Source organism: uncultured Algimonas sp., assembly GCF_947498175.1.
Lineage (GTDB): Bacteria > Pseudomonadota > Alphaproteobacteria > Caulobacterales > Maricaulaceae > Litorimonas.
On record NZ_CANMJB010000003.1, the window covers coordinates 216,383 to 242,945 of the forward strand.

22 protein-coding genes and 1 pseudogene are annotated in these 26,563 nt (G+C 63.4%); 10 read left to right on the forward strand and 13 right to left on the reverse strand.

Translation table 11 applies throughout. From position 1 onward, the window contains the following. Positions 1-11: 11 nt before the first annotated feature. The 8 genes and pseudogenes from Q0718_RS05910 to Q0718_RS05950 form a co-directional block, all read right to left on the reverse strand. Positions 12-1,004, reverse strand: a complete 993-nt coding sequence (locus Q0718_RS05910; protein ID WP_298914921.1) for a DUF2793 domain-containing protein — start codon at positions 1,002-1,004, stop codon at positions 12-14. Between the two features lie 102 nt (positions 1,005-1,106). Then, positions 1,107-1,397, reverse strand: a complete 291-nt coding sequence (locus Q0718_RS05915; RefSeq protein ID WP_298914924.1) for a UDP binding domain-containing protein — start codon at positions 1,395-1,397, stop codon at positions 1,107-1,109. A gap of 1 nt (position 1,398) precedes the next feature. Further along, positions 1,399-2,427, reverse strand: coding sequence for a nucleotide sugar dehydrogenase (locus Q0718_RS05920; RefSeq protein ID WP_298914927.1), 1,029 nt, complete (start codon positions 2,425-2,427; stop codon positions 1,399-1,401). Between the two features lie 57 nt (positions 2,428-2,484). Next, positions 2,485-3,599 (reverse strand): annotated as a pseudogene (locus Q0718_RS13675) (DegT/DnrJ/EryC1/StrS aminotransferase family protein). 18 nt (positions 3,600-3,617) lie between these two features. Beyond that, positions 3,618-3,995 carry a hypothetical protein gene (locus Q0718_RS05935; protein ID WP_298914936.1) on the reverse strand — a complete coding sequence of 126 codons (378 nt, stop codon included), beginning with the start codon at positions 3,993-3,995 and terminating at the stop codon, positions 3,618-3,620. A 27-nt stretch (positions 3,996-4,022) separates the two neighbouring features. Beyond that, positions 4,023-4,580, reverse strand: coding sequence for a Gfo/Idh/MocA family oxidoreductase (locus tag Q0718_RS05940; protein WP_298914938.1), 558 nt, complete (start codon positions 4,578-4,580; stop codon positions 4,023-4,025). A 398-nt stretch (positions 4,581-4,978) separates the two neighbouring features. Further along, the gene (locus Q0718_RS05945; RefSeq protein ID WP_298914940.1) at positions 4,979-6,055 is read right to left on the reverse strand and encodes a glycosyltransferase family 2 protein; all 1,077 of its coding nucleotides are present in this window, start codon (positions 6,053-6,055) and stop codon (positions 4,979-4,981) included. Positions 6,056-6,122: 67 nt separating this feature from the next. Beyond that, entirely contained in the window at positions 6,123-7,643 is a 1,521-nt protein-coding gene (locus Q0718_RS05950; RefSeq protein WP_298914943.1) for a phosphomannomutase/phosphoglucomutase, read from the reverse strand. Positions 7,644-7,831: 188 nt separating this feature from the next. Here Q0718_RS05950 and gmd point away from each other — a divergent pair, with 188 nt between their 5' ends. The 3 genes from gmd to kdsA all read left to right on the forward strand — a co-directional run bounded on the left by gmd (position 7,832) and on the right by kdsA (position 10,792). After that, a complete protein-coding gene (gene gmd / locus Q0718_RS05955) occupies positions 7,832-8,887 on the forward strand; it encodes a GDP-mannose 4,6-dehydratase (protein ID WP_298914946.1) in 1,056 nt (351 codons plus the stop codon). Then, positions 8,880-9,839 carry a GDP-L-fucose synthase gene (locus Q0718_RS05960; protein ID WP_298914948.1) on the forward strand — a complete coding sequence of 320 codons (960 nt, stop codon included), beginning with the start codon at positions 8,880-8,882 and terminating at the stop codon, positions 9,837-9,839. Before gmd ends, Q0718_RS05960 begins: the two co-directional genes overlap by 8 nt. Positions 9,840-9,928: 89 nt before the next feature. Then, positions 9,929-10,792 (forward strand): 3-deoxy-8-phosphooctulonate synthase, encoded by an 864-nt coding sequence (gene kdsA, locus Q0718_RS05965; RefSeq protein WP_298914951.1) that lies wholly within the window; start codon positions 9,929-9,931, stop codon positions 10,790-10,792. An 8-nt stretch (positions 10,793-10,800) separates the two neighbouring features. On the opposite strand, the gene lptD is transcribed toward kdsA, so the two are convergent. Further along, positions 10,801-13,140 carry an LPS assembly protein LptD gene (gene lptD, locus Q0718_RS05970; RefSeq protein ID WP_298914953.1) on the reverse strand — a complete coding sequence of 780 codons (2,340 nt, stop codon included), beginning with the start codon at positions 13,138-13,140 and terminating at the stop codon, positions 10,801-10,803. A 265-nt stretch (positions 13,141-13,405) separates the two neighbouring features. Between lptD and Q0718_RS05975 the strand changes: the two genes are divergently transcribed. The 4 genes from Q0718_RS05975 to Q0718_RS05990 all read left to right on the forward strand — a co-directional run bounded on the left by Q0718_RS05975 (position 13,406) and on the right by Q0718_RS05990 (position 16,932). Then, positions 13,406-14,434 carry an FUSC family protein gene (locus Q0718_RS05975; RefSeq protein ID WP_298914956.1) on the forward strand — a complete coding sequence of 343 codons (1,029 nt, stop codon included), beginning with the start codon at positions 13,406-13,408 and terminating at the stop codon, positions 14,432-14,434. A 113-nt stretch (positions 14,435-14,547) separates the two neighbouring features. After that, on the forward strand, positions 14,548-14,694 hold the full coding sequence (locus Q0718_RS05980) for a hypothetical protein (RefSeq protein WP_298914959.1): 147 nt from the start codon (positions 14,548-14,550) through the stop codon (positions 14,692-14,694). A 143-nt stretch (positions 14,695-14,837) separates the two neighbouring features. Further along, on the forward strand, positions 14,838-15,119 hold the full coding sequence (locus Q0718_RS05985) for a DUF4212 domain-containing protein (protein WP_298914962.1): 282 nt from the start codon (positions 14,838-14,840) through the stop codon (positions 15,117-15,119). A gap of 4 nt (positions 15,120-15,123) precedes the next feature. Next, positions 15,124-16,932 (forward strand): sodium:solute symporter family protein, encoded by a 1,809-nt coding sequence (locus tag Q0718_RS05990; RefSeq protein ID WP_298914965.1) that lies wholly within the window; start codon positions 15,124-15,126, stop codon positions 16,930-16,932. A 340-nt stretch (positions 16,933-17,272) separates the two neighbouring features. On the opposite strand, the gene Q0718_RS05995 is transcribed toward Q0718_RS05990, so the two are convergent. Genes Q0718_RS05995 through Q0718_RS06005 form a run of 3 tightly spaced genes read right to left on the reverse strand, consistent with a single transcriptional unit; the run spans position 17,273 to position 18,731 of the window. Continuing rightward, the gene (locus Q0718_RS05995) at positions 17,273-17,911 is read right to left on the reverse strand and encodes a hypothetical protein (RefSeq protein WP_298914967.1); all 639 of its coding nucleotides are present in this window, start codon (positions 17,909-17,911) and stop codon (positions 17,273-17,275) included. Further along, positions 17,878-18,285 carry a hypothetical protein gene (locus tag Q0718_RS06000; RefSeq protein ID WP_298914970.1) on the reverse strand — a complete coding sequence of 136 codons (408 nt, stop codon included), beginning with the start codon at positions 18,283-18,285 and terminating at the stop codon, positions 17,878-17,880. Before Q0718_RS06000 ends, Q0718_RS05995 begins: the two co-directional genes overlap by 34 nt. Continuing rightward, complete coding sequence (locus Q0718_RS06005; RefSeq protein ID WP_298914972.1) at positions 18,282-18,731, reverse strand: hypothetical protein; 450 nt, start codon at positions 18,729-18,731, stop codon at positions 18,282-18,284. Before Q0718_RS06005 ends, Q0718_RS06000 begins: the two co-directional genes overlap by 4 nt. Before the next feature lie 218 nt (positions 18,732-18,949). Between Q0718_RS06005 and Q0718_RS06010 the strand changes: the two genes are divergently transcribed. Next, positions 18,950-22,387, forward strand: coding sequence for a PAS-domain containing protein (locus Q0718_RS06010; RefSeq protein WP_298914975.1), 3,438 nt, complete (start codon positions 18,950-18,952; stop codon positions 22,385-22,387). Here the strand turns inward: Q0718_RS06010 and Q0718_RS06015 are convergent. After that, complete coding sequence (locus tag Q0718_RS06015) at positions 22,384-23,031, reverse strand: response regulator transcription factor (protein WP_298914978.1); 648 nt, start codon at positions 23,029-23,031, stop codon at positions 22,384-22,386. The two genes, Q0718_RS06010 and Q0718_RS06015, sit on opposite strands and share 4 nt — an antisense overlap. A 157-nt stretch (positions 23,032-23,188) precedes the next feature. On the opposite strand from Q0718_RS06015, the gene Q0718_RS06020 reads away from it, so the two are divergent. Both Q0718_RS06020 and acs read left to right on the forward strand, forming a co-directional pair. Then, positions 23,189-24,529 (forward strand): porin, encoded by a 1,341-nt coding sequence (locus Q0718_RS06020; protein ID WP_298914981.1) that lies wholly within the window; start codon positions 23,189-23,191, stop codon positions 24,527-24,529. A 21-nt stretch (positions 24,530-24,550) separates the two neighbouring features. Continuing rightward, positions 24,551-26,533, forward strand: coding sequence for an acetate--CoA ligase (gene acs / locus Q0718_RS06025; RefSeq protein ID WP_298915500.1), 1,983 nt, complete (start codon positions 24,551-24,553; stop codon positions 26,531-26,533). The last annotated feature ends 30 nt before the right edge of the window (positions 26,534-26,563 follow it).

Genomic DNA, 26,563 nt, shown 5'->3' on the forward strand with positions numbered 1-26,563 from the left:
GGCTTCTAGCATCAGCATAGGAAAGTCCACGAATATTGGCGCTGAACCTGAAATCGGTTTTCGATCTGCAAGGCACCGGTCTTCACGGCGATGTTCGTGAAACCATCGGGGCCTGACCGGCCGGTCAGGGTCGCGGCGGACAGATTGCGGATGCCCGGCAAGGCAACAAGCGTGGTCAGAACGGGGCTGGCGCCGGTGTCGTAGACCATCAAGGCGCTATGATGCGATTGCGGATATCCGCCATCGTCCGTTAGCGTCAGCGCAAAGATGCCGCCCGATCCCGGGGTGGCGACATCCATCATCGAATCGACGGCCAAGCTCTGCTGCCCGCTTCTGAGAGCGGCCGCGCTCAGGCCCTTGAAGTCGGGGGCGATGCTGGCATGCCGATGCCATATCGTGCCGTCCGGGCTCGTCTGCAAGCTCAACGTCTCATCGCCGATCATGCCGATTTCCGCCCGTCCGGACAGCCCGGTCTGAAACAGGCAGGATGACGTGCCGCCCGCTGCCGGACGGTTGAGGACCAGTCTGTGACCATCGCCGGACGGAGCGGCATTGAATAAGGTGGTGGCGCCCCGGACACTCAACGAATGGCGGGGATCGGCTGGAGCGCCGATACCCAGTTTCGGAATCGTATCGGGCGATCCGGAGCCCTGACCGCCGACGGCGACCCAGGCCGTCCCGGACCATTGCACCAACGTGTCATTTTGGATGTCGTAGCCGACAATGCCGGGACGCAGGGGCTGGAACCGCCAACCCTGCCCGGTCGCGAAGGCGAGACTCTCCGGATGGCCTGCAAAGATGCCGGATGGGGCGGAACCGGTCGCAAAGGCATCGCCGGGCGCAAAGACCATCGGCGGATCGTCGACTCCCAAGGCGGATATGCGGAGCTGCGCTAGGGCATCCAAGCGCAGCAGCGCATCGTTGACCACCAAGTGCTTTTGCGCCTGTGCGGGTGCCATGAGGGGCAGCCCCAGGTTCGGGGACTGCGGAATGTCGCGTGCCATGAATGAACTCTCCTATTGCGATGACAGGAGAACCTTAAGAGCGTTCAGGTATGGCGAGGATATGATTTCCGGAAAGCGAGGATTGAATGCATCCTATCCGCGTTAAGCCTTTACGATCCGGTCGCTGAATTCGTCGCGAATGGCGGCCGTGGCATTGCGCGTATCCATGACCAGCGGCACCGCGGAACAGAGCGCGCGATAGTCGACCATGCTGTGATTGGTCGCGATCACGGCGGCATCGAAGCCGTCGAACCCATCGACCGACTCCATACCGGCGAACTCGGGATATTCGCGGGTCGTCGGCACGACCGGGATCATCGGGTCATGATAGGACACGTGCGCCCCGTGGGCTTTGAGAATATCGATCAACTCGAGCGCAGGACTTTCGCGCATGTCATCGATATCGGCCTTGTAAGGCAAGGCCGACCAGAAGGATCTTCGCCCCGGCCAACGGCTTGCGCAACTTCAAGGACATTTCCTCCAGCAAGCGCTGGACGATCCGCCGCGGCATGTTGGTGTTCATGTTGCCGGCCAGCTCGATGAACTGGGTCGACAGGCCGTGCTTGCGGGCCTTGTAGGACAGGTAGTAGGGGTCGATGCGGATGCAATGCCCGCCGACGCCCGGGCCGGGGTAAAAGGCCTGGAAGCCGAAAGGCTTCGTTTTGGCCGCGTCGATGACTTCCCAGATGTCGATATCCATCGCCTCGAAGATCACTTTCATCTCGTTGACGGCGGCGATGTTGATCCAGCGGTAGATGTTCTCGACCAGCTTGGTCGCTTCCGTGGTTTTGGAGTCCGAGACCATCACGGTCGTGACGATCAGGTCGTAGACGGCTTTCGCCATGTCACGCGCAGCTGGCCCGTCCGCGCCGATGACCTTAGGGATCGTGGACGTTTCGAAGTGCGGATTGCCGGGATCCTCGCGTTCCGGCGAATAGGGCAGCATGAAATCCTCGCCGGCTTTCAGTCCGCTCCTTTCCAGGATCGGACGCATGACTTCCTGCGTGGTGCCGGGATAGGTCGTGGATTCCAACACGACGAGCTGACCCGGTCGCGGCACGGAAGCCAATGTCTCGCAGGTCGCTTCGACGTAGGACAAATCCGGTTGGTGATGGACGTCCAGCGGCGTCGGAACGGCAATCAGGATCGCGTCGGCGTCTTGCAGGTCGGCCGGATTGGCTGTCGCGCGGAACAAGCCGCTTTCGACCATGCCGGAAACGCGATCGTCGGCGATATGGCGCATTCCGGATAGGCCGGAATTGAGCTGCGCGACGCGCTCTTCGCTGATGTCGTAACCGATGACCTTGGTTCCGGTGCGGACATAGGCTTCGGCCAGCGGCAAGCCGACATAGCCCAGCCCGACAATCCCCACCGTGATGGAGCCGTCCGATATTCTCTGCAGGAAAGTGTCCTTGATCGCCATGCGCGCGCCCCTTCGATTCGTTGTCCGGCCGGTCTCGTGACCGGCTCGATGTCATGTTTAGATGGCAGTGCGGGCCGCGGCGATAATCTTGTCCTGATCCGCTTCGCTCAAATAGGGATGCATCGGCAGGGAAATGATTTTGTCGATACAGTCTTCCGTATTCGCTAGGCCGCCCGCGCCGATGGGGTAATGTTCATAGGCCGTCTGCATGTGGATCGGGCGCGGATAATACCGGGCGGTCGGAACACCCTCTTTCTTCAAGGCGTCGGCGAACGCTGTCGGATCCGGCACTTCGATCGTATATTGAGCCCAGGTCGAGACCACGCCGTCCATGACAGTCGGCACGCGCAGCGCGTTGCTGCGCAATGCGTCCGTATAGCGGTCGGCGATCCGGTTGTGTGCTTCGATCTCGTCGCCAAAGACGGCGAGCTTCGGCAACAGGATTGCGGCCTGGAGCGTGTCCAAGCGAGAATTCATGCCGATGCGCACATTGTCGTACTTATCCTTGCCTTTACCGTGGACGCGCAGACTGTCGAGCGCGGATGAAAGCGCGTCGTCGTCCGTCAGAATCGCCCCTCCGTCGCCGTAATAACCCAGAGGCTTGGCGGGAAAGAAGCTCGTCGTCTGCACATCCGACCAGTGCAGCGGATGCCGACCGTTCAACGTCGTGCCGAAGCCTTGCGCAGAATCCGATATCACTTTCAGCCCGTGCTGGCGCGCGATCGGTTCCAGGCCGGATAGTCCGCGCATTGGCCAAAGAGATCGACGACGATCACCGCTTTCGGGCTCAGCTCGCCGTCTTTCACGACACCCTCGACGGCAAGACGCAGCGATTCCGCGTCCATATTGTAGGTCTGGCGGTCGATATCGACAAAGATAGGGGTCGCGCCGCAAAGGGCGACCACTTCCGCCGTCGCGCAATAGGTGAAGGATGGACAGAAGACCGCATCGCCCGGTCCGATGTCCCAAGCCAGCAGCGGCAGCAGGATCGCATCCGTACCGTTGGCGCAGCCCACCGCATGCTTTGCACTGCCGAACGCGGCGAGCTTCTCCTCGAATTCCTTGACCTGGGGCCCAAGAATATAGCGGCCGCTTTCCAGAACGGCGGCGATACCCGCATCGATTTCGTCCTTGAGACGGGCTTGCTGGGCATGAAGGTCGATGAATTGCATGGGTTCGTCCTGATAGGTCTAGATCGGCTTGGGAAGCGTGTCATCCGCCATGACGCGCAAGACGCGCAATTCTTCTTCACCGTCGGTCAACGGGGTTTTGTTCTCGGCGATGCAGTCCAGGAAATGCCGGCATTCGGACTTCAGCGGTTCGCCTTGCGGTACGTCGATATAGTCGGGTTCGGCCTTGCGCGGTATCGGAACCGGCCCGCTCGTGTCGATGGTATGGCGGTAGATGGCCAACTTCTCGGACCAGGGTTTCAGATCGTCGAAAACAGCCATGCCGGTCGCGCCGACGACGACAAGGCGTTGTTCCTTGAACGGATGCAGCCAGGAAGCGAAGACGTGCGCGCGACCGCCCGACGGGAAAGTCATGTCGAGCCGAAGCTCGTCGGCCACGCCAGGCGTGATGAAATCCAGACCGCTCTATCGGATCCTGTCCGGCGCTTCGCCGAAGAGCGACAGCAGCATCGAAACATCGTGCGGCGCAAGGCTCCAGCCCGCATCCTCGGCGACGCGGAAGATCCCAGTCGAGAGACGATGGCTATAGGCATAGCGCAGCTGGCCGAGCGAGCCCTCCTGCACGCGGCGGCGCAATTCCGCAAAGACGGGGTGGTACTGCAACAGATGGCCGACCATCAGGATGCGATCGGCGGCCTGGGCGGCTGCGACCATTTCCTCGCCGTCGGTCACCGACAGGGCGATCGGCTTTTCGACATAGACGTGTTTGCCGGCGGCGATGACATCCATGGCCAGATCATGGTGCAGTTCCGCCGGTGCGGCGATGACGATGCCATCCACATCCGAAGCAAGGGCCTCATCCTGTGTCATGGCGGCGACGCCGTGCATGTCGGCATGAGTGCGGGCGGTCTCCGGATTCGGATCCACGACGGCCTGCAGCGCACCGAGTTCGGCGAAATTGCGGGCCAGATTCTTGCCCCAATGTCCGCAACCCAAGACGGCGACCTTCGGTAATGCCGACATACAAATCCTCGGATGGAGACCGCTCCCTTGCTCCGGACGGCGTCGAAAGGCGGACTGCAAGGAAGACCGCATGTTCGGTAACCACCCTGGGCGCGATCCGATAGACGCGGACAGGATGAACGGTCCAAAAGCCGCGCTATATGACTTCGCCGCAACGAATACAACGGCTTTTGGTTGCCCGAAGGAGCGTTTGCCCATAGCCAGACAGACAGACCGTTCGGACATTCCATGAAGAGCGTCTGATGTCCTGCGCGCTTCATTTGATGCCGAATGCGCGGCGACGGTCGCGAAAGACTGCGAGTGATGGACCCGGAGACAAATCCGACCATAGGGACAGGCCGCCGGAAGCGTGCCGCGCTCGGGGGTGGACATTTCGTCGTCATGCGTAGGCCATGGCTTTATGGTTCGGCACGATCATGCCTTCCGGTCGTTCCGCCGGACAATGGTGGGCTGCCCGGCCGTTGCGGTGCAGGCCAGGATACGAAGCGCCGCGCGTTCACGTCGCGGATCGTCCAGGATAGGCGGCGAGCGACGTGGAGACTGGCGCCGATCGGATAGGGACGCCGCCGGGTTCTGGCCCAAAGCCGTTGCGGCAGGCGCGCCAGCCCTTGGCGGAACCCGTCCGACCGGAAGCGGGCGACGGGCGTTCTGCGGTTGCGGAACTGGAACCAAGCGTGGGCGATGACGTGCAAGGCGAGCATGACCGGCAAGAGCGCGAGCGGCGCATTCGTGGCCATGCTCGAAAGCGCGTTGCGCGATGTCTGGCGGATGGCGAAGCCTGGGAGTCCCGCGGTGGAATGCCCGCCGATATGAATGCCGTTTGCATCGGGCACCAGAAGGGCGATGTCCTTGCGCGCGCGCAGGCGCAGGGCCAGATCCACATCCTCGAAATAGCAGAAGAAGCTTTCGTCGAATCCGCCGACCGCTTCGAACCGGTCGCGGCGGTAGAGTGCGGCGGCACCGGACGGACCGAACACTTCGCAGACTTCCAGTCCGGTCGCATCGGGCCACGCCCGGCCATGCCCGTTGCGCCAGGCGATCCCGTATAGGCTGAGCGTGTCTCCCGCCCCGTCGAGAACCGGGGGACTTGCCTCCTGCCAGAGCAGCGGGCTCAGCATGGCGGCTCCCGCATGGTCGCGGGCGGCCTGGTGCAAGCGGGCCAAGCAGTCCGGATCGAGCCGGGTGTCGGGGTTGAGGGTCATGACGTAAGGTTCGCGCCCCTGCCGCACCCCTTGGTTCGACCCGCCCGCGAAACCGTTATTGACGGTGTTCCTGACCAGCGTGAACCGGGCGTCCGGCAGGCGCAAACCGTCGATCGCTCCGTCCGAACTGTCATTGTCGACGATGATGGCCGTGAAAGCCGGATCGCTCTGGGCGGCGAGCGCGTCGAGGCAGGCCTGCGTATGCGCGCCGCTATTGTAGGTCACGACGGCGATGCGCACCCAAGCGCCGCTATCACCGGGGTCGCCTCTCATGTCCCGGCCATGTCGAGGCCGGAAGAGAAGGTCAACGACCCGGATGCGCCGTCACGTTCGCGGCGCCTCATATCTTCTGGTCGAATTCCCCGACCTCGTCATGGGCGGCCAGCCTTCGCTCTATGTCGCGGAAGATGCCAACCGCATTCTCGCGGGCGGTCGGGCTTTCCACCACGACGACGAGGTTCGGCGTGTTGGAACTCGCCCGGATCAGGCCCCAGCTGCCGTCTTGGAGCGTATAGCGCACGCCGTTGACCGTGTTCACGTCCACGATGCGTTGTCCGACGACGGTTTCGCCCTCTTCCTTGGCGGCTTGGATCTCGGCCACGATGCGTTCCACCACGCCGTACTTCTCCTCGTCGGCACAGGCCGGGCTCATGGTGGGCGAGCCGTAGGTCATGGGGAGATCGCGCCGCAGATCGCCCATGGTCTTGCCGGGACTGCGGTCGAGCATCTGCAATATGGCGACTGCGGAAACCAGGCCGCAATCATAGCCGCGCCCGATCGGGGCGTTGAAGAAATAGTGGCCCGATTTCTCGAACCCGACCAGCGCATTCAGCTCCTTGCTGCGGCGTTTAATGTAGCTGTGGCCGGTCTTGTAATAATCGGTCTTCGCCCCGTTTGCCTTTAGCACGGGATCGGTGTTGAACAGGCCGGTCGATTTGACGTCGGCAACAAATTGCGCGTTCGGGTGGAGCGCCGATAAATCGCGCGCGAGCATGACGCCGACCTTGTCGGCGAAAATCTCCTCGCCCTCATCGTCCACGACGCCGCATCGATCGCCGTCCCCGTCGAAGCCCAGCGCGACATCGGCCCCGTGCTCCAGCACCGCGTCGCGCATGGCGTGCAGCATCTTCATGGATTCGGGGTTCGGATTGTAGTTGGGGAAGGTGTGGTCGAGATCGCAGTCGACGGCGATCACCTCGGCGCCGATGCGCCGCAACGCTTCGGGCGCGAACGCTCCAGCCGTGCCGTTGCCGCAGGCAGCCACGACCTTGATCGGGCGCGATAGGGACACACCGTTCACGACATCATCCAGATAGGCGTCGCGCACCCCGTCCACATAGCCGTAGGACCCGCCGGGTCGCGCTTGGCTCTCTGCGTTCAGAACGATGGATTTCAAACGCGCCATCTCGTCGGGGCCGAAGGTCAGGGGCGGCTCGATCCCCATTTTCACGCCTGTCCAGCCATTGGAGTTATGCGAAGCGGTGACCATCGCCACCCCGGCGGCATTCAGATGGAACTGAGCGAAATAGGCCATCGGTGACAGAGCCAGCCCGATATCCATCACCTTGACCCCGGCGCTCATCAGCCCGTTGACGAGCGCCATCTTGATGGCCAAGCTGTAGTGCCGAAAGTCGTGACCGACTGCGATGACCGGGTCGACTCCGCGTTCATACATCAGCGTGCCTAGGCCTTCGCCCAAGGCGCGAACGCCGTAGAGATTCAACTCCGGGTCTTTCTCATGGCCCGGGATCCCGAACCACCAGCGCGCATCATATTCGCGGAAGCCCGTCGGCTTGACGAGCGGCCGCGTTTCGAAAGCGTAACTGTTGGGCGCGATCTGCGCCTGCGGTTTGCGGGCCATGTCTGGACGCTCCGGCAATGTGACGGCCCGGTCTTCCGGACGTGTGGGATGTGGTCGGCATCGATATGCCGGGACGGCCGCACCCATACAAACGCTTTCTCGCAGGCGTCCGACTAGGACGCTTGCACAAACCCATGGTTGGGAACATGGAGAGCGCGAACCGACGCCAAGCCTTACGGGTCCGCCCCATGACCAAAACCGCGCTCATCACCGGCATCACCGGACAGGACGGATCCTATCTGGCCGAGCTGCTGCTCGCCAAGGGTTACGTCGTGCACGGCATGAAGCGCCGGTCCTCGTCCTTCAATACGTCGCGGATCGATCATCTCTACCAGGATCCGCACGAAGCGGATCCGCGCTTCATCCTGCATTACGGCGATCTGACGGACTCGACCAATCTGATCCGCCTGGTCCAGGAAGTGCAGCCCGACGAGATCTACAATCTCGGCGCCCAGAGTCACGTCATGGTCAGTTTCGAGACGCCTGAATACACGGCCAATTCCGATGCGGTCGGAACGCTGCGCCTGCTCGAGGCGATCCGGATCCTCGGCCTGACGGAGAAGACGCGCTTCTATCAGGCGTCGACGTCGGAACTCTACGGCCATGTCCGGAACGTGCCGCAGAGCGAGACCACGCCCTTCTATCCGCGCAGCCCCTACGGCGCCGCGAAGCTCTACGCCTACTGGATCACGGTGAATTACCGCGAAGCCTACGGCATCCACGCCAGCAACGGCATCCTGTTCAATCATGAGAGTCCGCGCCGTGGCGAGACATTCGTGACCCGCAAGATCACCCGGGCCGTGGCCGCCATCCATCTGGGTCTGCAGGACACGCTCTATCTCGGCAATCTCGATGCCCGCCGCGATTGGGGCCATGCCCGCGACTACGTCGAAGGCATGTGGCGGGTCGTCCAGCACGAGACGGGCGACGATTTCGTCCTCGGCACGGGACAGATGCACAGCGTGCGTGAATTCGTCGAACGGGCCTTCTCCGAAGTCGGGCGCAGCGTGGTGTGGGGCGGCGAAGGCGTGAACGAGACCGGCCGCGACGCGGATAGCGGGCAGGTGCTGGTACGCATCGATCCCTCCTATTTCCGCCCGACCGAAGTGGAGCAGCTGCTCGCCGATCCGCGCAAGGCGCGCGACGTTCTCGGCTGGACGCATACGGTGCCTTTCGCCGATCTGGTGTCGGAAATGGTGGTCGAAGACCTGAAGGTCATGGCGTTGGAGGCGGCGGGTGAGTGAACCGACCGTCAGCCTGCCTTACGACCTGACGGGAAAACGCGTCTTCGTGACGGGCCATCGCGGCATGGTCGGCAGCGCGTTGCTGCGGCGACTGGAGCGCGAACCCGTTGCCGGGATCCTCACGGCTGGCCGCGACGAACTCGATCTGACCCGCCAAGCCGATGTCGAACGCTGGATGTCTGCAAACCGGCCCCATGCCGTCATCCATGCGGCCGGGCGCGTCGGCGGCATTCTGGCGAACAGCCGCTATCCGGCGGATTTCCTCTACGACAATCTGGCCATGGCACAGAACGTCATCGCTTCGGCTCATGCGGCGGGGGTGGAGAAGCTGCTCTTCCTCGGTTCATCCTGCATCTATCCCAAAATGGCGCCGCAGCCGATTGCGGAAGACGCTCTTCTGAGCGGCCCGTTGGAACCAACCAACGAAGCCTATGCCATCGCGAAGATCGCGGGTGTAAAGCTGTGCCAGGCCTACCGGGCGCAGCACGGCGCGGATTTCGTCTCCGCCATGCCGACCAACCTCTACGGCCCCGGCGACAATTTCGATCTTGAAAGCTCGCACGTCATTCCCGCCCTCATGCGCAAGGCACACGAGGCGAAGCTGTCCGGCGCTCCCAGCATGACCCTTTGGGGCAGCGGCACGCCGCGGCGCGAATTCCTGCACGTGGACGACTGCGCCGATGGCTGCGTTTTCATCCTCAAACGGATGAGCCGGGCTGCGCCGATCAATCTCGGGACAGGCGAGGACATCACCATCGAGGCGCTCGCCCGCGCGGTCATGCAGTCGGTCGGATTCGACGGAACGCTGACCAAGGATGCAAGCAAGCCGGACGGCACGCCGCGCAAGGTCATGGACGTCTCGACCTTGGCGAAAGCCGGCTGGACGGCGTCGATACCGTTGCAGCAAGGTCTGAAACGCACCTATGCGGACGCTTTCTCGCGGCAAGGCTAATGCCTTGTGAGCCGGCTTGGCGGCCTTTATGACGACGGCATCCGACCGAAGCCGCGCCGCCACATCCATCCACGAACGGACACGCTCACATGAGTCCAGCCCTGAACCATCCCCGCTTCAAGATCGGCGGCGCTCACCCTTTGGCCGTGATTGCGGGGCTGAATGTTCTCGAAGACATCGATCTGGCGCTCGACATCGGAACAGAGCTGAAATCCATCTGTGCGGAGCTGGGCCTGTCCTATGCCTTCAAGGCCAGCTTCGACAAGGCCAACCGGTCCTCGATAAAATCCTTCCGCGGCCCAGGGCTGGACGCGGGCTTGGAGATCTTGGCCAAGGTCAAGGCGGAACTGGACGTGCCGATCTGCACCGATCTGCACGCGCCCGAACAGGCCGTGGCCGTTGCGGCCGTGGCCGACATCGTGCAATTGCCCGCCTTTCTCTGCCGCCAGACCGACCTGGTCGTGGCCACGGCCGAAGCCGTCGGGACGGCGGGCGGCATCCTGCACGTCAAGAAGGCGCAGTTCCTCGCGCCATTGGATGTACACAACATCATCACGAAGGCGCGCGAGGCCGCTCCGGATCTGCCGATCGTCATGTGCGAACGCGGCAGCAGCTTCGGCTACAACAATCTCGTGGTCGACATGCTGGGCATCGGGCTCATGCAGTCGCTCGGCGTGCCGGTGACCATCGACGCGACCCATGCCGTGCAGCTGCCGGGGGCCGATCCGCGCACCCAGGGCGCATCCACGGGCGGACGGCGCGAGGGTGTGCCCGTCATTGCGCGCGCGGCCGTGGCGGCCGGGGCGGACGGGGTCTTCCTGGAATTTCACCGTGACCCGGATGCGGCGCTTTGCGACGGGCCGAGCTGCCTGCCGATCACGCTGGCGCGCGGCCTGATTACTCAGCTCAAAGCCCTGCGCGACTGCGTTTCCTCAACTCCGGCGCACCGATGAATTCCGCCTTATCCGCTACCAAAGCTCGCAAGCGTATTTAACGAAATCCGGAAGCCGATTTCCGTGTCGTTGACGATGATGTTTCTGGAATTCCGTTTCAGGAAATAGAGTTCGAGCAATGTGCAATCGTCTCGGTAGCTGAGCGTTGCGCGATGCGACCGCACGATGTTCTCGCTCAGATCGACATTGGTATAATAGCCGACAGACCAGTTCTTGACAGGGCCGACGATCACGTTGCTGGTGAGGAATTCCCCCGGCGCCCTGCCATTGAGCAATGTCTGAGGCAGATCGTCCAATCGGTAGTATTTGGCGCGAAGGCGCAGATATTCGGTGTTCACGGACAGGGACGAATCGATACGCGAGAACGTGTCGCGTTCGGGGTCGAACCGGACCAGAGTGCTGCCGACCAGATAGCGCGACAGGTCGACTTTGACCTCCGCGACATATTCGGACGATGTCCCGGACAGTCCCGAAGACAGGCCGAAACGGTTCTCGACGCCGTCGGAGAAGCTGCGGCCGGCGAACAAGGAGACTTCGCTGTCCCGGTTCCACATGTCCCATTGCGCGGCGACTTTCGTGCCCACATCCAGACGGCGTCCTTCTTCGAAAAAGTCGAAGCCGTCCGCCTTGTTGGGCTCGAACAGAAGCTCGGCATCGAGATTGGGCGTCGCCCCTTCCTCGATCGCCGACAGACCGGTCTGCGCGTCGATGAACCGATCAAGCTTGGCGTCTCCGAAGCTCTCCGTGAATTGCACGCGCGGTTCGATGACAAGGTCCACACCTTCCCCGTGACGTATGAAAGGGTAGCGCACATCGACGCCAGCCTGTCCGATTGGCCGACTGAAGTCGATCTTCGTGTCTGTTGGCGTCGTGATGTCGTACTGGTCGAACCGGGCCCAGGCAAACGGCTTGACCTCCAGTCCCATCGGCGCGATCCAGGTTTTGGAATAGTCCGCTCCCAGCGTAACGCGGCCGTAATCGTTTCCGGTCTCGCGATGCGCGTAGTTCATATCCCCGTAAAGGCGCAGTCGTCCGCCGACCAGCGGATCTTCGACGAAATACTCTCCTTCGACCTTGGGCCCGATGATGGGCAGGAAGCCATCATCCCTACGGGACGCGACGATCAGGTTGGTTTCCTGGTTTCGCAGGAATGCGTCGAAAAGACCCTGGAATGCCGCAACGGTGCCGGAAATGCGGTAATTGTCGCCTTGCGCGGCGATGAAGGCCTGCGACGTGTTGCTTCTGACGACATTCTGGAAGAGTCCGCTGGACTTGAACCGCGATGTCAGCCCGTAGCGCTCCCTGTAATTGTCGTCACTTTGAAGCATGACCGTATAGCCGTAGCTTAGCTCGGTCGATGGCCTGAAATACCCGTCTGCAAAGAAATGGCTGGAAAGCTCGGGGCCTTGCTCTACCTGGGATGGATCGCGAAACAGCGCGGGATTATCCAATGCGCGACCTTCGTCGTCAAAAGCGGTCTCATAGGTGATCGAACCGTCGAAACGCAGATCGCCCGTATGGAACTTGCGGCGCGCTTTCACGCCCAGCAACGGATTGACCTTGGAATAGATGCGCGGCGTGATCGTGGCTTCGGAATATTCGTCGATCGCCCAGTAATAGGGTTGGGCGTAGCTGATGCCGCGGCTGTCGGAAATGCTGGGCATCGGGAAGAGGAAACCCGAAGCGCGGTCCTTGGTCGGATCCGGGTGCGACAGATAGGGCGTATAGAAAACCGGCAGGCCGAAAACCTCTATGACGGCATCCTTGTAACGGATGCTCCGGGACTCCTCGTCCTGGACCACGCGGCGGGCCCGGATGCGCCACGTCGGTTTCTTGACGTCGCCGTCGCTGTTCTCGCACAATTCGCACGCCGTGTAGGTGACGTTGTAGAGCTCGAACTCGCCCGACTCGCCCCGCGTGACCAGACGGGCGGCGGTCGTCGGACCGGTGGCCAGGCGGGCTTGGTAGTTGGCCGCCGTCCCGGTCTCCAACCGGTCGGACAGTTCGACCTTGTCGGAATATTGCACATTGCCTTGGCCGTCGATGATGACGACGTCGCCGGTCGCCACGACGACGCCCGTGTCGAGATTGTAATCGACGCGACTCGCGCGCAGGGTCCGGTCCTCATAGCGGCCTTCGACTTCGCCGATCGCCGTGATCACGCGGCTGGCTTCGTCGTTCACGACCTCGTCGGCTTCCAGATAGATCAGATCGGGATCCTGGAACGGGCTGTCGGGGTCGATCGTCGCGACGCGCGGCGCGGCTGCATCCGGAACGTCGGGTTGTGCCCATGCCGTGCCGGATACGCCGATCCACAGCAGCGACGCCAGAGAGACGCGGCCGGCCAAGGACGCACAGGCAGTTCTGAATGGCCCAGGACACGACATGTTCGCTCTGACAATCCCCTTTCGAATGACGGCTTCCCTATGGAGACCGGCATGCAGATTCCGTGCACTTAGACCGACTTCCCAACCGGGTCCACGCCGGGCTTCGCAAAAATCCGTAATGTTGAGGGTGACGGCGAAGATGTGAGGGGGCAGCCGCCTTTATCCGGCACTTTTTGCGGCGCCGCTCATTGCACCGTCCGCCCATCCCGTTTCCAGGACGCCCGACATGCCTTTCGATCTCGACAGACAGACTTTGCGCGACGCGTTCCGCCTCGGAATGCAATCCGCCGTCGCTGCGGTCGCCTGCTACACGATCATCCAGATGATCGGCTCGGACGAAGCTTTCGTCGCGGTCCTGTCGGCCGTCCTCATCGTGCAACCCAGTATCGGTCGGACCATCTCGGCAGGTTGGGAACGTCTGCTCGCGACCTTGGTGGGCAGCGGCATCGGTCTGGCCTGTCTGTTCCTGCTTCCCGGCGGTTACGGCGTCGGCATCGCGCTCGCCGTCGTGATGTTCACCATGAACTTCGTGGCGGGTTTCCGGTCCAACTGGCGTTACGGCGTGGTCGCCGCCGTCGCGCTGGCGCTGGCGGACACGTCCGGCGATGTCGATGTCGCCCAAGCGCGCGCCGTCGCGATCGGCATCGGCATCGCGGTCGGCATCGCCGTGAGCCTGATCGTCTGGCCCGAAAGCGCCGTCAAGCGCGGACGCCGCCATCGCCGTAATGCGCTGGACGCCGTGGCCAAACGCTACGCGGCCGCCCTGCGCGACGAAAAGGACGGTGACGGCGCGGATGCGGCACGCCGCGCGTTCCACGGCGCACTGTCTTCGGGGCGGGAGGTGATAGGCAAGGCCAAGACATCGGATCCGAAAGGCCTGCACAGCACTTTCGACGCGTTGGAGGAGCTCTACAATTCGGTCATCCTGATCGACCGGGTGGACAGCCCGCTTTCCTACTTCGACGAGGCCGCGATCGACCGGTCCGATCTGGTCGATGCCGGACAGGCCGCGATCCGGGCGCTGACCGACGACGGTGCGGATGAACAAGCAGGGATGGAAGACTTTTCGCAAGCCGTGGATGCGGTCGAAGAAGGTTTGAAAGGCCGGGACATCCAGGACGATTCGACCCAGCATGCCGGATCGGTCGTCTTCGGCCTGCGCGAAATGGAGCGCTGCATGAAGGATTTCCACATGCGGGAGCGCAAGCGCGACAAAGGCGGCAAGCTCGCGCAAGCCTTGCCGGGATTGGGCTGACGGACGCCCCATCCATGTGACGCCCGTCACGGCCGGGTTGGGCGGCATTCGCAATCATGACCGGACCCGCCCATCGTTCGTCATTCGGACGCAAGGCCAGACGGAGCCGGTCCATGAAAGCGTTTTCCATCGCCAAGCCCAGCAAGGAAAAGCTGTTCTGGGGCTGGATCGCCTACCAGACCGTCAAGGGCTTGATGACGACGACCTTCATCTGGATCCCGCTCTGGATGGCTTGGCGGACGGGTCTGCCCGGGCTTTAGGCCGCCGCTTTAGCCCGAACTCCTCCATCAGGCCTGATCCCGACTAAGACCAAAGTCTGTCTTCCTTCTCCCGTGCCTTCGCGGCACAGCAAGTCGCTGAGCCCGACCAACAGGGCCGTGCAATGAGACGGGGGAGAACGGCCATGGCCGAAATCGATGTGACACACGAACCGGGCGAGGCGGCGAAAGCTGCCTATTGGCGCTCGGCCAAGCGGCTGACCTTGGGGCTTCTATGCGTCTGGTTCGCCGCTTCCTATGGTGCGGGCATATTGTTCCGAGAGGCGTTGGACAGTTTCTCGATCGGCGGCGCCCCGCTCGGCTTCTGGTTCGCCCAGAACGGAGCCATCTACATCTTCCTGCTGCTGATCGTGATCTACTGCATTCAGATGACCCGGCTGGAGCGCCGCTACGGGCTGGGAGGCTAGAGCGATGGATCAGACCTTCTGGACCTACTTCTTCGTCATCCTGACCTTCGGGCTCTATATCGGCATCGCCATCTGGGCGAAGGCCGGGTCGACCGAAGACTTCTACGTGGCGGGCCACGACATCCATCCGGCGCTCAACGGCATGGCCACGGGCGCGGACTGGATGAGTGCGGCGTCCTTCCTCTCCATGGCGGGGCTCATCGCCTTTCTCGGCTATGGCGGCTCGGTCTATCTGATGGGCTGGACGGGCGGCTACGTTCTGCTGGCGCTGCTGCTCGCGCCCTTCATGCGCGAATTCGGCAAGTTCACCGTGCCGGATTTCGTCGGCGACCGGTACTATTCCAAGGTCGCGCGGGTCATCGCCGTGATCTGCGCATTGATGGTGTCGTTCACCTATATCGCCGGACAGATGAAGGGCGTCGGCGTGGCGTTCTCAAGCTTCCTCGGCGTGAACTTCAATGTCGGCATCTTCATCGGCTCGGCCATCGTGTTCTTCTACGCGGTGCTGGGTGGCATGAAAGGCATCACCTATACGCAAGTGGCGCAATATGTCGTTCTGATCTTCGCTTATACGGTCCCGGCCATCTTCATCAGCCTGGCCATCACGGGCAATTTCATCCCGCAGCTCGGTTTCATCGGCAATGCGGCGGGGACGGACACGCCGATGCTGGAGAAGCTGAACACGCTCGTCACGGATCTCGGCTTCACCGAATATACCGGAACGACCAAGGCCAAGATCGACGTGTTCTGCATCACGGCGGCGCTGATGTTCGGCACGGCCGGACTGCCGCATGTCATCATCCGCTTCTTTACCGTCAGTTCAGCCCGGGCCGCGAGGAAATCCGCCGGATGGGCGCTGATGTTTATCGCATTGCTCTACACGGTCGCGCCGGCGGTCGGGGCGTTTGCGCGGATCAATTTCATCGAGACGGTCAACGAGGCGACCTACATTTCTGACGACGAGAACTACGACGCCCGTTCCGCCGAAATCCTCGCAGAGGGCGGCAAGCCGGTGCCGGAATGGTACAAAACGTGGGAAACCACGGGCCTGCTCGCCTATGACGATCTGAACGGTGACGGCGTCATGCAATATCGCGGTCCCGCAGCCCCCGACGGCGTCGCCAACGAGGTCGTGCCGAACAACGACATCTTCGTGCTGGCCAATCCGCAGATCGCCAACCTGCCCGGCTGGGTGATCGGTCTGGTCGTGGCGGGCGGTCTCGCCGCCGCGCTCTCGACGGCGGCGGGCTTGCTGATGGTGATCAGTTCAGCGGTCTCGCATGATCTCATGAAGCGGACTTTCACGCCGAACATGTCGGAGAAGCAGGAGATGTTCGCCGCCCGGACGGCTGCCGCCGTGGCAGTGGTCGCCTCGGCCACGCTGGGAGCCTTCGCGTCCAGCCTGCCCTTCGTCGCGCAGGTCGTGGCGTTCGCCTTCGGGCTGGCGGCCGCGTCGCTGTTCCCCGTGATCTTCCTGGGCATCTTCTGGAAGCGCATGAACAAGGAAGGCGCGATCTCTGCCATGCTGGTAGGTCTGATCACGACCTTCAGCTACATCTACTACTTCAAGTTCGTGAATGAGGATCCGTCGCTCTGGCTCTTTGGGGTCTCGCCGGAAGGTATAGGCTTCGTGTTCATGTGGCTGTCGCTGGTGGTCGGAATCGGTGTGTCCCTCGTCACCGCGCCGCCGCCGCAGGACATCCAGGATCTGGTTGCGGATATCCGCATCCCCGGAACGCGACGTCCGCACGGCATCGCGGACGTAGGCATGACCCCCGACATGCCGGGTCTGGTGCCGGACTCAGCGGAGTAGATCTGAAATACGTCAAAACAGAAGCCGCCCGTCGAGGCGGCTTTTTTAGACCAATGTCTAAGAAAGCCCGCATTTATAGTTGTTGCTTCAAACACACCAAATGGTAGATTTGGTGTATCGCAAAATAGGAGGAAAAAATGCGAGAACTCAAAACCGAAGAAATGAGAGACGTCTCAGGAGGTTTCCTAATCTTATTGGCGATTCTGATGCCGGGCGAGGTGACAGATGATGGAACAGGATATTACGACAATGAGCACAATGTGCCCTTCTGCGCCTAAACTGTATGAAAAAGTGAAAGTTCGCTTTGTCGAAGCCGCCCTTCTGGGCGGCTTTTTTTGTTCTAGCGGAACAGGAAGCGTTTCGCGCCGTCCGCTTCTAAGGGCGACCAGCTCTCGGGATGGACCGTCAAGGGTACCGGGGCGGCGTCGATCTGGATCGGCTGCTCCGGCAACATGGTCGCCACGATGGGCGCGCGAGGTCCGGCCTCGGCCGCCCGTGCAGCCTCGAAAGCGGCTTGCAGCATGTGGTCCTCGTTCATGACGCTGCCGCGCGCCTGGCTGATGCGCAGCATTTGGATCTCCAGCTTCAGGCGCTCGACCTCCAGATTGTACAGCTTGGTGCAGTCGATGCGCTTGGGCTTGCGGCCCAGCGGTATCGTGATGCGCCCGTATAAAGCCGCCGCATCGCGCGCATAGACGTCGTTGGTGCCGATCACCCCGGCGTCGAACACGGGACCGCTCGTGCTGACCGAGGATTGGCAGGAGATGCCGCCCGCGCCGCGCACGCTGTCCTGACCTGTGGCGCGCGGCACGGCGGGCAGGTTGAAACCCTGCTGATTATAGGCGCTGAGATTGGACGGGATCAGGATCGCGCGGGTGTCGGCTTCCGCCGGAACCTGACGGGCCAGAACCGGCGCGGCCGGTCCCGTCGCCGCGAGCGCTGCGATCAGCGCGACCGAAAGGCGGAGACCTTGCCGCATACTTCCCCCTTATAGGATGCGCCGACCCCCGCGATACGGGGTTGCATGGCGTGACAGACATAGACGATCCGCGTGCGTTTGCCGGGTTCGAAATCGACCAGCACGCCGATGCGGCGTTTCTGGCCGGGCCCCAGAACGAAGTCGTCGGCCGTCAGGGCGACGCGCAATATAGGCAGCATCGCCGTATCGCGCACGATGATCCGGCTGCGCTGTGGTTGCGCGTAGGGATTGCTCACATCGACTCCGATCTTGAAGACGTCGGTGTCCGCCGGAACGACCTGCTTCATGGGTGTCAACGCTTGTGCCGAAGCCGTCATCGGAAAGGCCGCGAGCAGCGCGGCCGTGACGATCCAGAATGGAGAGCGATACGTCATGGCGTGATGCAGCGAACCGTCGGGCTCAGCGTGTAATTGCCGACCGGATAGAGCGTATCGCTGCGCGCGGCCTCGACATTCAGCGTCATGGCCGTGACACCCGGAAGAAGCGTCGTGGCGACCGCGCCGTCGGCCATTGTTCCCATCGTCACACCGGTCAGTGTGTATTCTGTGGAGAAGAGGCTGCCCGTATCGGCCCCACTGGGGGCGACGGTGAAAGCGCTGGGATTGACGATCTGGATCTGAGAACCGGTGATGTTGGTCGTGATCTCGGCCACGCCGCTGACGCCGCCGATTTCCTTGCTCGACATCTTCAGATGGTCGGCCGAAACACCGAGCTGGCCGCTGGTCATGACGTTGATGACACAGCTGGCCGTGATCTCGCCCGTGAAACTCATGGCCTGGTCGATCGTGTCGGCCCGGCCGGTTCCGGGCCGAAGCAACATGACTCCAAGAATGGCGCCTACAATGACGGCTTTCGGCCCGTATGTCATCCTATCCCCCTTCAACCCCGACAAACATTCGAACCGAATAAAAAGGCAGAAAATTGCAAATCGGTTAATATGGTTTAAAACCATCTATTGCCCTTTCAGGTTGTGGTTCGTCCGGAGCCTGCTTGCCAGTCATCCGGCCTCGGCCTAACCTTCTTTTCGGGAGGGAAGAGATGCCGCTCTGGTTGGTATTCGCCGTCACGGCCATCTATGTCGCCGGTCTGTTCGCCATCGCCTGGACAGCGGACCGGCGCGCCGTCAGGACGAAGGATGTCTCCGGATGGCGTTCGGGCATCGGCTACGGGCTCGCCCTGAGTGTCTACTGCACTTCCTGGACCTATTTCGGCGCGGTCGGCACGGCGGCGTCTGCCGGAATGGACTATGTCTGGATCCTGCTCGGCCCGGCCTTCGTTTTGCTGTTCTGGTCCGGCCTGATCGGGCGCATCGGCGACATCACCCAGCGCGAGAGCATCTCGACCCTCTCGGATTTCCTGGCCGCACGCTACGGCAAGAGCCGCGGCGTCGCGGCGCTGGCCACGCTCTGCGCCGTCACGGGCAGCCTGCCCTATATCGCCTTGCAACTGAAATCGGTGGGGCTCAGCCTCGCCACGCTGGTCGGCGCGCCTGCGCGCGACGCCAATGGGCTGGTGCTCGGCACGGCGCTGGCCATGTCGGCCTTCGCCATCCTGTTCGGCGCGCGCGCGTCTGACGCGACCCGCCGCAATCCCGGTTTGATGCGCGTGCTGCAATTCGAGGCCTTGGTGAAGCTCGCCGCGCTGATAGCGGTCTGCCTTCTTTCCTTGAGCCTGATCCGGGAAAACGGCGTCGATCTGGCTCAAGCCGTGCGGGATCTGACGGGGCGCAGTAGTGACGGACTCCGCCCCACCGCGATCCTGCTTTTGTCCATGGCGGCCATTTTCTGCCTGCCCCGCCAGTTTCATGTCGCCATGATCGAACGCACGCACCGCCGCGACGTCTCATGGGCGCGCTGGCTTTTCCCTCTCTACCTGCTGGCGACGAGCCTGGTCGTCATCCCCATCACCGTGGCGGGGCTGGCGGTCCTGCCAGGGAGCGTATCGCCGGATCTGTTCGTGCTGGAACTCCCGCTTGCAGTGGGTTCCGAAACGCTGGGCCTGTTCGTCTTCCTCGGCGGATTCTCGGCGGCGACAGGCATGGTGATCGTCGCGACCATCACCCTGTCGGCCATGGTGACGAACGATTTGATCGTGCCCAACCTGCTGGATGGACGGTTCGGACCGGGCAAGGCGGGCCGCGTCGCCCTGCTGCGAATCCGGCGCGGCGTCATCATCGGGCTGTTGCTGTTGGCCTACGGTTTCTACCGCATGGGCGGGGACAGCGCCGCGCTGGCGCAGACTGGCCTGCTATCCTTTGCGGCGGCCGCGCAGTTCGGTCCGGCCCTGATCGGCGCGGTGATCTGGCGCCGCGCCAACCGGAAGGGCGCGCTGGCGGGGTTGGGCGCGGGCTTCGCGGTGTGGGCTTATACGCTGCTGCTGCCCGGCCTGTTCGGCCCGGACGTCATGGCGGACGTCGTCTCCGGATGGCTCCAGCCTCATGCGCTGCTGGGCCAGGATTTCGGCGATCCTCTGGCGCATGGCACGATCTGGAGCCTCGGCGTCAACATGCTGCTTTTTGTCCTGCTGTCGCTCAGTGCGTCGGAACGCCTGCGCGACCGGGTGCAGGGCGCGGTCTTCACCGCCAGGGCGGAGCCGCGGCAGGCGCCGCAAGGCCGCCTGCCGGCACAGAGCGCGTCGATGTCGCCGGACGGGCTGTCCGCCCTGGCTGCGCGCTTTCTCGACCGCACGGCCGTACGACATGCGTTCGAGAGGTTCGCCGCACAGACGCCCGGCATAGCCGTAATCGGCAACGGATCGGCGGACTGGCGGCTGGTGCAGTTCACCGAAAAGCTCCTCGCCCGCGCGATCGGGGCGTCGTCCGCGCGGGTCATCATGGCGTCCGCCGTGTCCGACCTGGACATGAACCTGGACGATGTCATCACCCTGTTCGACCAGCGTGCTCCGGCGGAGCGCTTCGACGACCATCTCCTGCAGTCGACGCTGGAAACGATCCCGCAGGGCCTGTCCGTCGTGGACAGCCAGCAACGCCTCGTCGCCTGGAACGGCGCCTATGCCGACATCTTCGATTATCCGAAGGAACTGCTGCAACGTGGCCGCCCCGTGGCGGATCTGATCGAGCACAATATTGGCGAAGGCTGGATCACGGGCGGCGACCCGCGCGACCAGGCCCGGCGGCGCGTGGCGCATATGCGCGCCGGACGGCCCCATATCTATGAGCGCGCCAATCCGGACGGGCGGACCTTCCGCATCGAAGGCAGCCCGACGCCCGGCGGCGGCTATGTCACCACTTTCACCGACATCACCCGGGACCGGCAACGCGAAGAAGCCTTGCGCGACGCCAACGACCGGCTGGAGCAGCGCGTCGCGGACCGTACGCAGGCGCTCGAAGATATGGCGGAAACGCTGCGACGCGCGCGCGAGGATGCGGATGCCGCCAATGCATCCAAGACACGATTCCTCGCCGCCGCCAGCCACGATCTGCTGCAACCGCTCAATGCGGCGCGCCTGTTCGTCGGCGCGGTCGATCCGGACGCGCCCGACACCGCGCTGCTGGGCAAGGCCGATCAGGCGATCGCGTCCGCCGACATGCTGCTCAAGGGATTGCTCGACATTTCCCGGCTCGACCATGCGACCGTGCAGCTCAAGGAAACCGGGATCGCGCTCGGCGCCCTGTTCGCCGACCTGGTCGATGAGGCCGCACCGATGGCGGCGCAGGCCGGCCTGTCGCTGCGCCACGTGCCGACCCGGCTCGCAGTCCGTGCCGACGCCGATTTCCTGCAATCCGTGCTGCGCAACCTGCTCTCCAATGCGCGTCGCTACACACGCGAAGGCGGCGTGTTGATCGGCGCGCGGCGGGACGGTCCCGACCATGTCCGGGTGGAAGTCTGGGATACGGGTCCGGGCATCGCGCCGGAGCGTCGCGAAGCCGTGTTCGAAGAATTCGAACGCGATGCGGCACTGGACAATCTCGGCGCGCGTGGGGGCGGACTGGGCCTGCCCGTCGCGCGCCGCATGGCCCGGCTGATGGGAACGGACGTCGTGCTGCGGTCCGTCGTCGGGCACGGCAGCGTGTTTTCCATCCGCCTGCCGCGCATCGCCGGTGCGCCGAGCATGAACTCCCGCGACAGTGTGGAGGCGACGACCGCGCCAGCCGTGCTGTCGGGCCGGACGATCTGGATCGTCGATGACGAACTGCCGGTGCGCGAAGGCATGGAAGCCCTGTTGGCGCGGTGGTCGGCAACGGTGCGAAGCTTCGCCGGTCCGGACGACCTACCTGCGGAACTGTCGGATGTTCCCGACACGGTGCTGGTGGATTACGATCTGGGCAACAACGGCGACGGGTTGGACGTCATCGCGGATCTGCGCGCGCGCTTGCCCGCGTCGACGCGCTACGCACTCGTCTCCGCCGTGCAGGACGCCGACGTTCTGGCGCGAGCCGCGCGGATGGATGTGCCGCTCCTGCCCAAGCCGGTCGATCCGGACCGATTGGCCCGTTGGCTCGGCGAGACGCGCTAGGCTTTCAGCGCCGCGTTCAGTACAAGCAGCGCCTGTGTGCGGTTGTTCACGCCGAGCTTGCGGAAGATCGCCGTCATATGCGCCTTCACCGTCGCTTCGGAGATGCCCATCTCGAAAGCGATCTGCTTGTTGAGCAATCCTTCCGCCAGAAAGCCGGTCACGCGACGCTGCGCCGGGGTGAGGGTGGTCAGGCGCTGGGCCGGACTATCCTCCGCGCGTTCAGGCGTGAGGGCTTCCGGAAAGGCCTCGCCGCCTTCCAGTACGGTCCGGACGGCCGCCGCGATCGCCTCGCCCGGTTCGTTCTTGGTCAGGAACCCCTTCGCGCCGAGCGCCCGGGCCCGGGCGATGAGCGAGGGGTCGTCATGGCTGGATACGATCATGACCGGCAGGTCCGGGACAGTGCCCTGCAGTCGCGACAATCCTTCCAGCCCGCTGGCATCGCCCAGTTCCAGATCGAGCAGGACGAGATCGGGTCGCCCGTCCGCGATCAGGGGCAGGCCTTCGGACAGGGTCGAGGCGGTCCGCACCGTGTCGAAACCCGCGCGGGCGAGATTGGCGCAAAGCGCGTCGCGCACCAGCGGATGATCGTCGATCACGAGCAGGGTCGCATCGCCGGGTCCGTCCTGCCGCTCCGCTTCGCCCATTTTCCTCTCTCCTTTCGAGCCTCTCTCCTTATGCGACCAAGGTCGTAACACCTATGGCTAATAGCCGGGTGGCGCCGTCCCCTCCAGTAATCGTTGCAAACCGCCCTCGCCGGCCTGGCCGGAAGAAGGAACGCGGACAAGATATGGGGAGATACACATGACCGCATTGCGTCGCACGGGCTGCGCCCTGTTCGTTCTCATGGTCGCCAGCCCGGCCTTCGGGCAGAGCCCGACCGCCGATCTGGAGGCGCGGATCGCGCAACTGGAGCTGAGGCTGGCCGAGGTCAGGACGGAGCTGCAAGAGGTCCGGGACATCGCCGACGAGATGCCGGTCCTGTTGCAATCGCGCATTGCAGCCATTCCGCCCGAGGACAAGGGCAGCCAGACCACGCCCAAAAGCGAAGGGTTCACATTGGGCGAAACGACATTCAAGATTGGCGGGTTCGTCGATCTGGATGCGCATGTGACGCGCTTCACCGACGGATCGGTCGGATCCGGATCGATCGCGCGCGACTTCTACATTCCCAGTGTCACGCCGGTCGGCGCCGGAGACGGCACGACGGTCACCGACCTGACGGCGCAGGCGTCGCGTCTGTCCTTTTCCGCCGAACGCGGGACGGACGAAGACCGGGCACTGGGTTTCATCGAGATGGACTTCCTCGGATCGCTGCAGGGCAATGAGCGGGTGTCCAACTCCTACGCGCTGCGCCTGCGCCGGGCCTTTCTCGATTATAAGGGCCTGCGCGTCGGTCAGGACTGGACGACCTTTCAGAACACGTCGGCCATCCCGGAAAGCGCGAGCTTCCTCGTCCTGTCGGACGGGATGAGCTTCATCCGCCAGCCCATGATCCGCTACACGACAGGGAACTTCCAGCTGGCCCTGGAATCCGGCAACGCCACTCTCACGCCCGCCATGGGACTGGGACGGATCGAGGCGGACGGCAACCTGATTCCGGACGTGATCGCCCGGTACGACTGGGCCGGCGATTTCGGCAATATCTCCCTGTCCGGCATCGGACGCCAATTGCGTCTGGAAACGGGCGCGCTGGATGAAAGCACGTTCGGCTTCGGGCTCAGTGCATCGGGCCGCATCAAGATCGGCGCGCGCGACGACATCCGCTTCAACGCGGTCGCGGGCGAAGGGATGGGCCGCTATGTCGGGCTGAACGCGATCAACAGCGCGGCGCTCGACCCGGCCACGGGCGAACTGGAAGCGATCCCGTCCTATGGCGGGCTGGTCGCCTGGCGCCATCCGATGGGCGAGACGACGCGGTTCAATCTCGGCTATTCCGCCCTGTTCGCCGACAACCCCGATTTCCTGACCACGCTGAACCCGGCGACGACCCAGTCCGTCCAGTCCGCCTATGCCGCGCTGCTATGGGACATCGCGCCCAAGGTGACGGTCGGCGTCGAGGGCCTTTGGGGTATCAGGACGTTAGAGAACGAGACCAGCGGCGCGGTTCGGCGCTTTACCTTCTCGACGAAATACGGCTTCTAGGAAGGCACGCACGTGAACGACATGGCAGAGGCACCCGACATGAGCACATCGACACCGGCCTATCCGGCCCCGCAGGACTTCGCGCGCGCAAGCAACCTCACGCCGGAGGGTTATCGCTCGCTCTACGAACGATCCGTCACCGACCGGGAGGGTTTCTTCCGCGAACAGGCGGACCGCGTGAAATGGATGGAACAGCCAAGCCATGTCTGCGACTGGTCCTTCACCGCGCCGGTCAAGATCGAATGGTACCGCGACGGCGTGCTCAACGTGACCGAAAGCTGCCTCGACCGCCATCTTAAGACGCGCGGCGACAAGACGGCGATCCTGTTCGAGGGCGACGAACCGGGCGAGTCGAAGTCCTTAACATACCGCGAAGTCCATGCCGAAGTCTGCCGCTTCGCCAATGTATTGAAAGCGAACGGGGCGAAAAAAGGCGACCGCATCACCCTCTACATGCCGATGATTCCGGAAGCCGCTTTCGCCATGCTGGCCTGTGCGCGCATCGGGGCGGTCCATTCGGTCGTGTTCGGCGGTTTCTCGCCCGACGCGCTGGCCGGGCGGATCGTCGATTGCGACAGCCATGTGCTCATCACGGCGGACGAAGGCGTGCGCGGCGGACGCACCGTTCCGCTGAAGGTCAATGCCGACGCGGCTTGCGACATTGCCGCCAAGGCGGGCGTTCCGGTAAAGACCCAGATCGTCGTACGGCGCACAGACGCCGATATAGGCTGGACCGAAGGCCGGGACGTCTGGCTGCATGAGGCGATGGCGAACGTGCCGGACGATTGTCCGGCCGAACCGATGAGCGCCGAAGACCCGCTCTTCATTCTCTACACATCCGGTTCGACGGGACAGCCCAAGGGCGTGCTGCACACTTGCGGCGGATATCTGGTCTGGGCTTCGCTGACCCACGACTATGTGTTCGATCTGAAGGAGGACGACGTCTATTGGTGCACGGCCGATGTCGGCTGGGTCACGGGCCATACCTATATCGTCTACGGACCGCTGGCCAACGGCGCGACGACCGTCATGTTCGAAGGCACGCCGACCTATCCGGACGCGTCGCGCTTCTGGCAGGTCTGCGACGATCACCAGGTCTCGCTGTTCTACACCGCTCCTACGGCGATCCGTGCGCTGATGCGCGACGGCGACGGCCCCGTCCGGGCCACGGACCGCTCGTCGCTGCGAGTGCTGGGCACGGTCGGCGAGCCGATCAACCCCGAAGCATGGGAATGGTATTTCCACACGGTCGGCGAGGGGCGCTGTCCCATCGTCGATACCTGGTGGCAAACGGAAACCGGCGGGGCGATGATCGTGCCGCTGCCCGGCACGGTGGACATGAAACCGGGGGCCGGGACGTTTCCCATGTTCGGGATCGAACCGCAGCTGTTGGATGCCGAAGGGCAGGTTCTGCACGGCGCAACGGAAGGCAACCTCGTCATCACCGCCTCCTGGCCGGGCCAGATGCGCACCGTCTATGGCGACCACGCCCGCTTCGAGCAGACCTACTTCTCGACCTATCCCGGCACCTATTTCACGGGCGACGGCGCGCGCCGGGACGCCGACGGCACGATCTGGATCACCGGACGCGTGGACGACGTCATCAACGTGTCGGGCCACCGCATGGGCACGGCCGAGGTCGAGGCCGCGCTGGGAAGCCATCCGGCCGTCGCGGAGAGCGCGGTCGTCGGCTACCCCCACGACATCAAGGGCCAGGGCATCTACGCCTATGTCACCACGACGTCCGGTGCGGAAGAAAGCGACGAACTCAAGCGCGATCTGGTCAAGCATGTGCGAAAGGAAATCGGACCGATCGCGTCGCCGGACCTGATCCAGTTCACGCCCCGGACCGATGGCGGCCTGCCCAAGACGCGGTCGGGCAAGATCATGCGCAGAATTCTCAGGAAGATCGCCGCCAACGAATTCGACCGGCTGGGCGACACCAGCACGCTGGCCGAACCCGCCGTGGTGGACAAGCTGATCGACGGACGCGTGAACCGGTAAAAAGGCCGCGAAAACGGCACAGCAGGCTAG

Excerpts from the sequence above, each read along its gene's own strand:
- Q0718_RS05910 (WP_298914921.1), bottom strand. The coding sequence starts at position 1,004 with ATGGCACGCGACATTCCGCAGTCCCCGAACCTGGGGCTGCCCCTCATG.
- Q0718_RS05915 (WP_298914924.1), bottom strand. The coding sequence starts at position 1,397 with ATGCGCGAAAGTCCTGCGCTCGAGTTGATCGATATTCTCAAAGCCCAC.
- Q0718_RS05920 (WP_298914927.1), bottom strand. The coding sequence starts at position 2,427 with ATGGCGATCAAGGACACTTTCCTGCAGAGAATATCGGACGGCTCCATC.
- Q0718_RS05940 (WP_298914938.1), bottom strand. The coding sequence starts at position 4,580 with ATGTCGGCATTACCGAAGGTCGCCGTCTTGGGTTGCGGACATTGGGGC.
- Q0718_RS05945 (WP_298914940.1), bottom strand. The coding sequence starts at position 6,055 with ATGAGAGGCGACCCCGGTGATAGCGGCGCTTGGGTGCGCATCGCCGTC.
- Q0718_RS05950 (WP_298914943.1), bottom strand. The coding sequence starts at position 7,643 with ATGGCCCGCAAACCGCAGGCGCAGATCGCGCCCAACAGTTACGCTTTC.
- gmd (WP_298914946.1), top strand. The coding sequence starts at position 7,832 with ATGACCAAAACCGCGCTCATCACCGGCATCACCGGACAGGACGGATCC.
- kdsA (WP_298914951.1), top strand. The coding sequence starts at position 9,929 with ATGAGTCCAGCCCTGAACCATCCCCGCTTCAAGATCGGCGGCGCTCAC.
- Q0718_RS05975 (WP_298914956.1), top strand. The coding sequence starts at position 13,406 with ATGCCTTTCGATCTCGACAGACAGACTTTGCGCGACGCGTTCCGCCTC.
- Q0718_RS05980 (WP_298914959.1), top strand. The coding sequence starts at position 14,548 with ATGAAAGCGTTTTCCATCGCCAAGCCCAGCAAGGAAAAGCTGTTCTGG.
- Q0718_RS05985 (WP_298914962.1), top strand. The coding sequence starts at position 14,838 with ATGGCCGAAATCGATGTGACACACGAACCGGGCGAGGCGGCGAAAGCT.
- Q0718_RS05990 (WP_298914965.1), top strand. The coding sequence starts at position 15,124 with ATGGATCAGACCTTCTGGACCTACTTCTTCGTCATCCTGACCTTCGGG.
- Q0718_RS05995 (WP_298914967.1), bottom strand. The coding sequence starts at position 17,911 with ATGCGGCAAGGTCTCCGCCTTTCGGTCGCGCTGATCGCAGCGCTCGCG.
- Q0718_RS06000 (WP_298914970.1), bottom strand. The coding sequence starts at position 18,285 with ATGACGTATCGCTCTCCATTCTGGATCGTCACGGCCGCGCTGCTCGCG.
- Q0718_RS06005 (WP_298914972.1), bottom strand. The coding sequence starts at position 18,731 with ATGTTGCTTCGGCCCGGAACCGGCCGGGCCGACACGATCGACCAGGCC.
- Q0718_RS06010 (WP_298914975.1), top strand. The coding sequence starts at position 18,950 with ATGCCGCTCTGGTTGGTATTCGCCGTCACGGCCATCTATGTCGCCGGT.
- Q0718_RS06015 (WP_298914978.1), bottom strand. The coding sequence starts at position 23,031 with ATGGGCGAAGCGGAGCGGCAGGACGGACCCGGCGATGCGACCCTGCTC.
- Q0718_RS06020 (WP_298914981.1), top strand. The coding sequence starts at position 23,189 with ATGACCGCATTGCGTCGCACGGGCTGCGCCCTGTTCGTTCTCATGGTC.
- acs (WP_298915500.1), top strand. The coding sequence starts at position 24,551 with ATGGCAGAGGCACCCGACATGAGCACATCGACACCGGCCTATCCGGCC.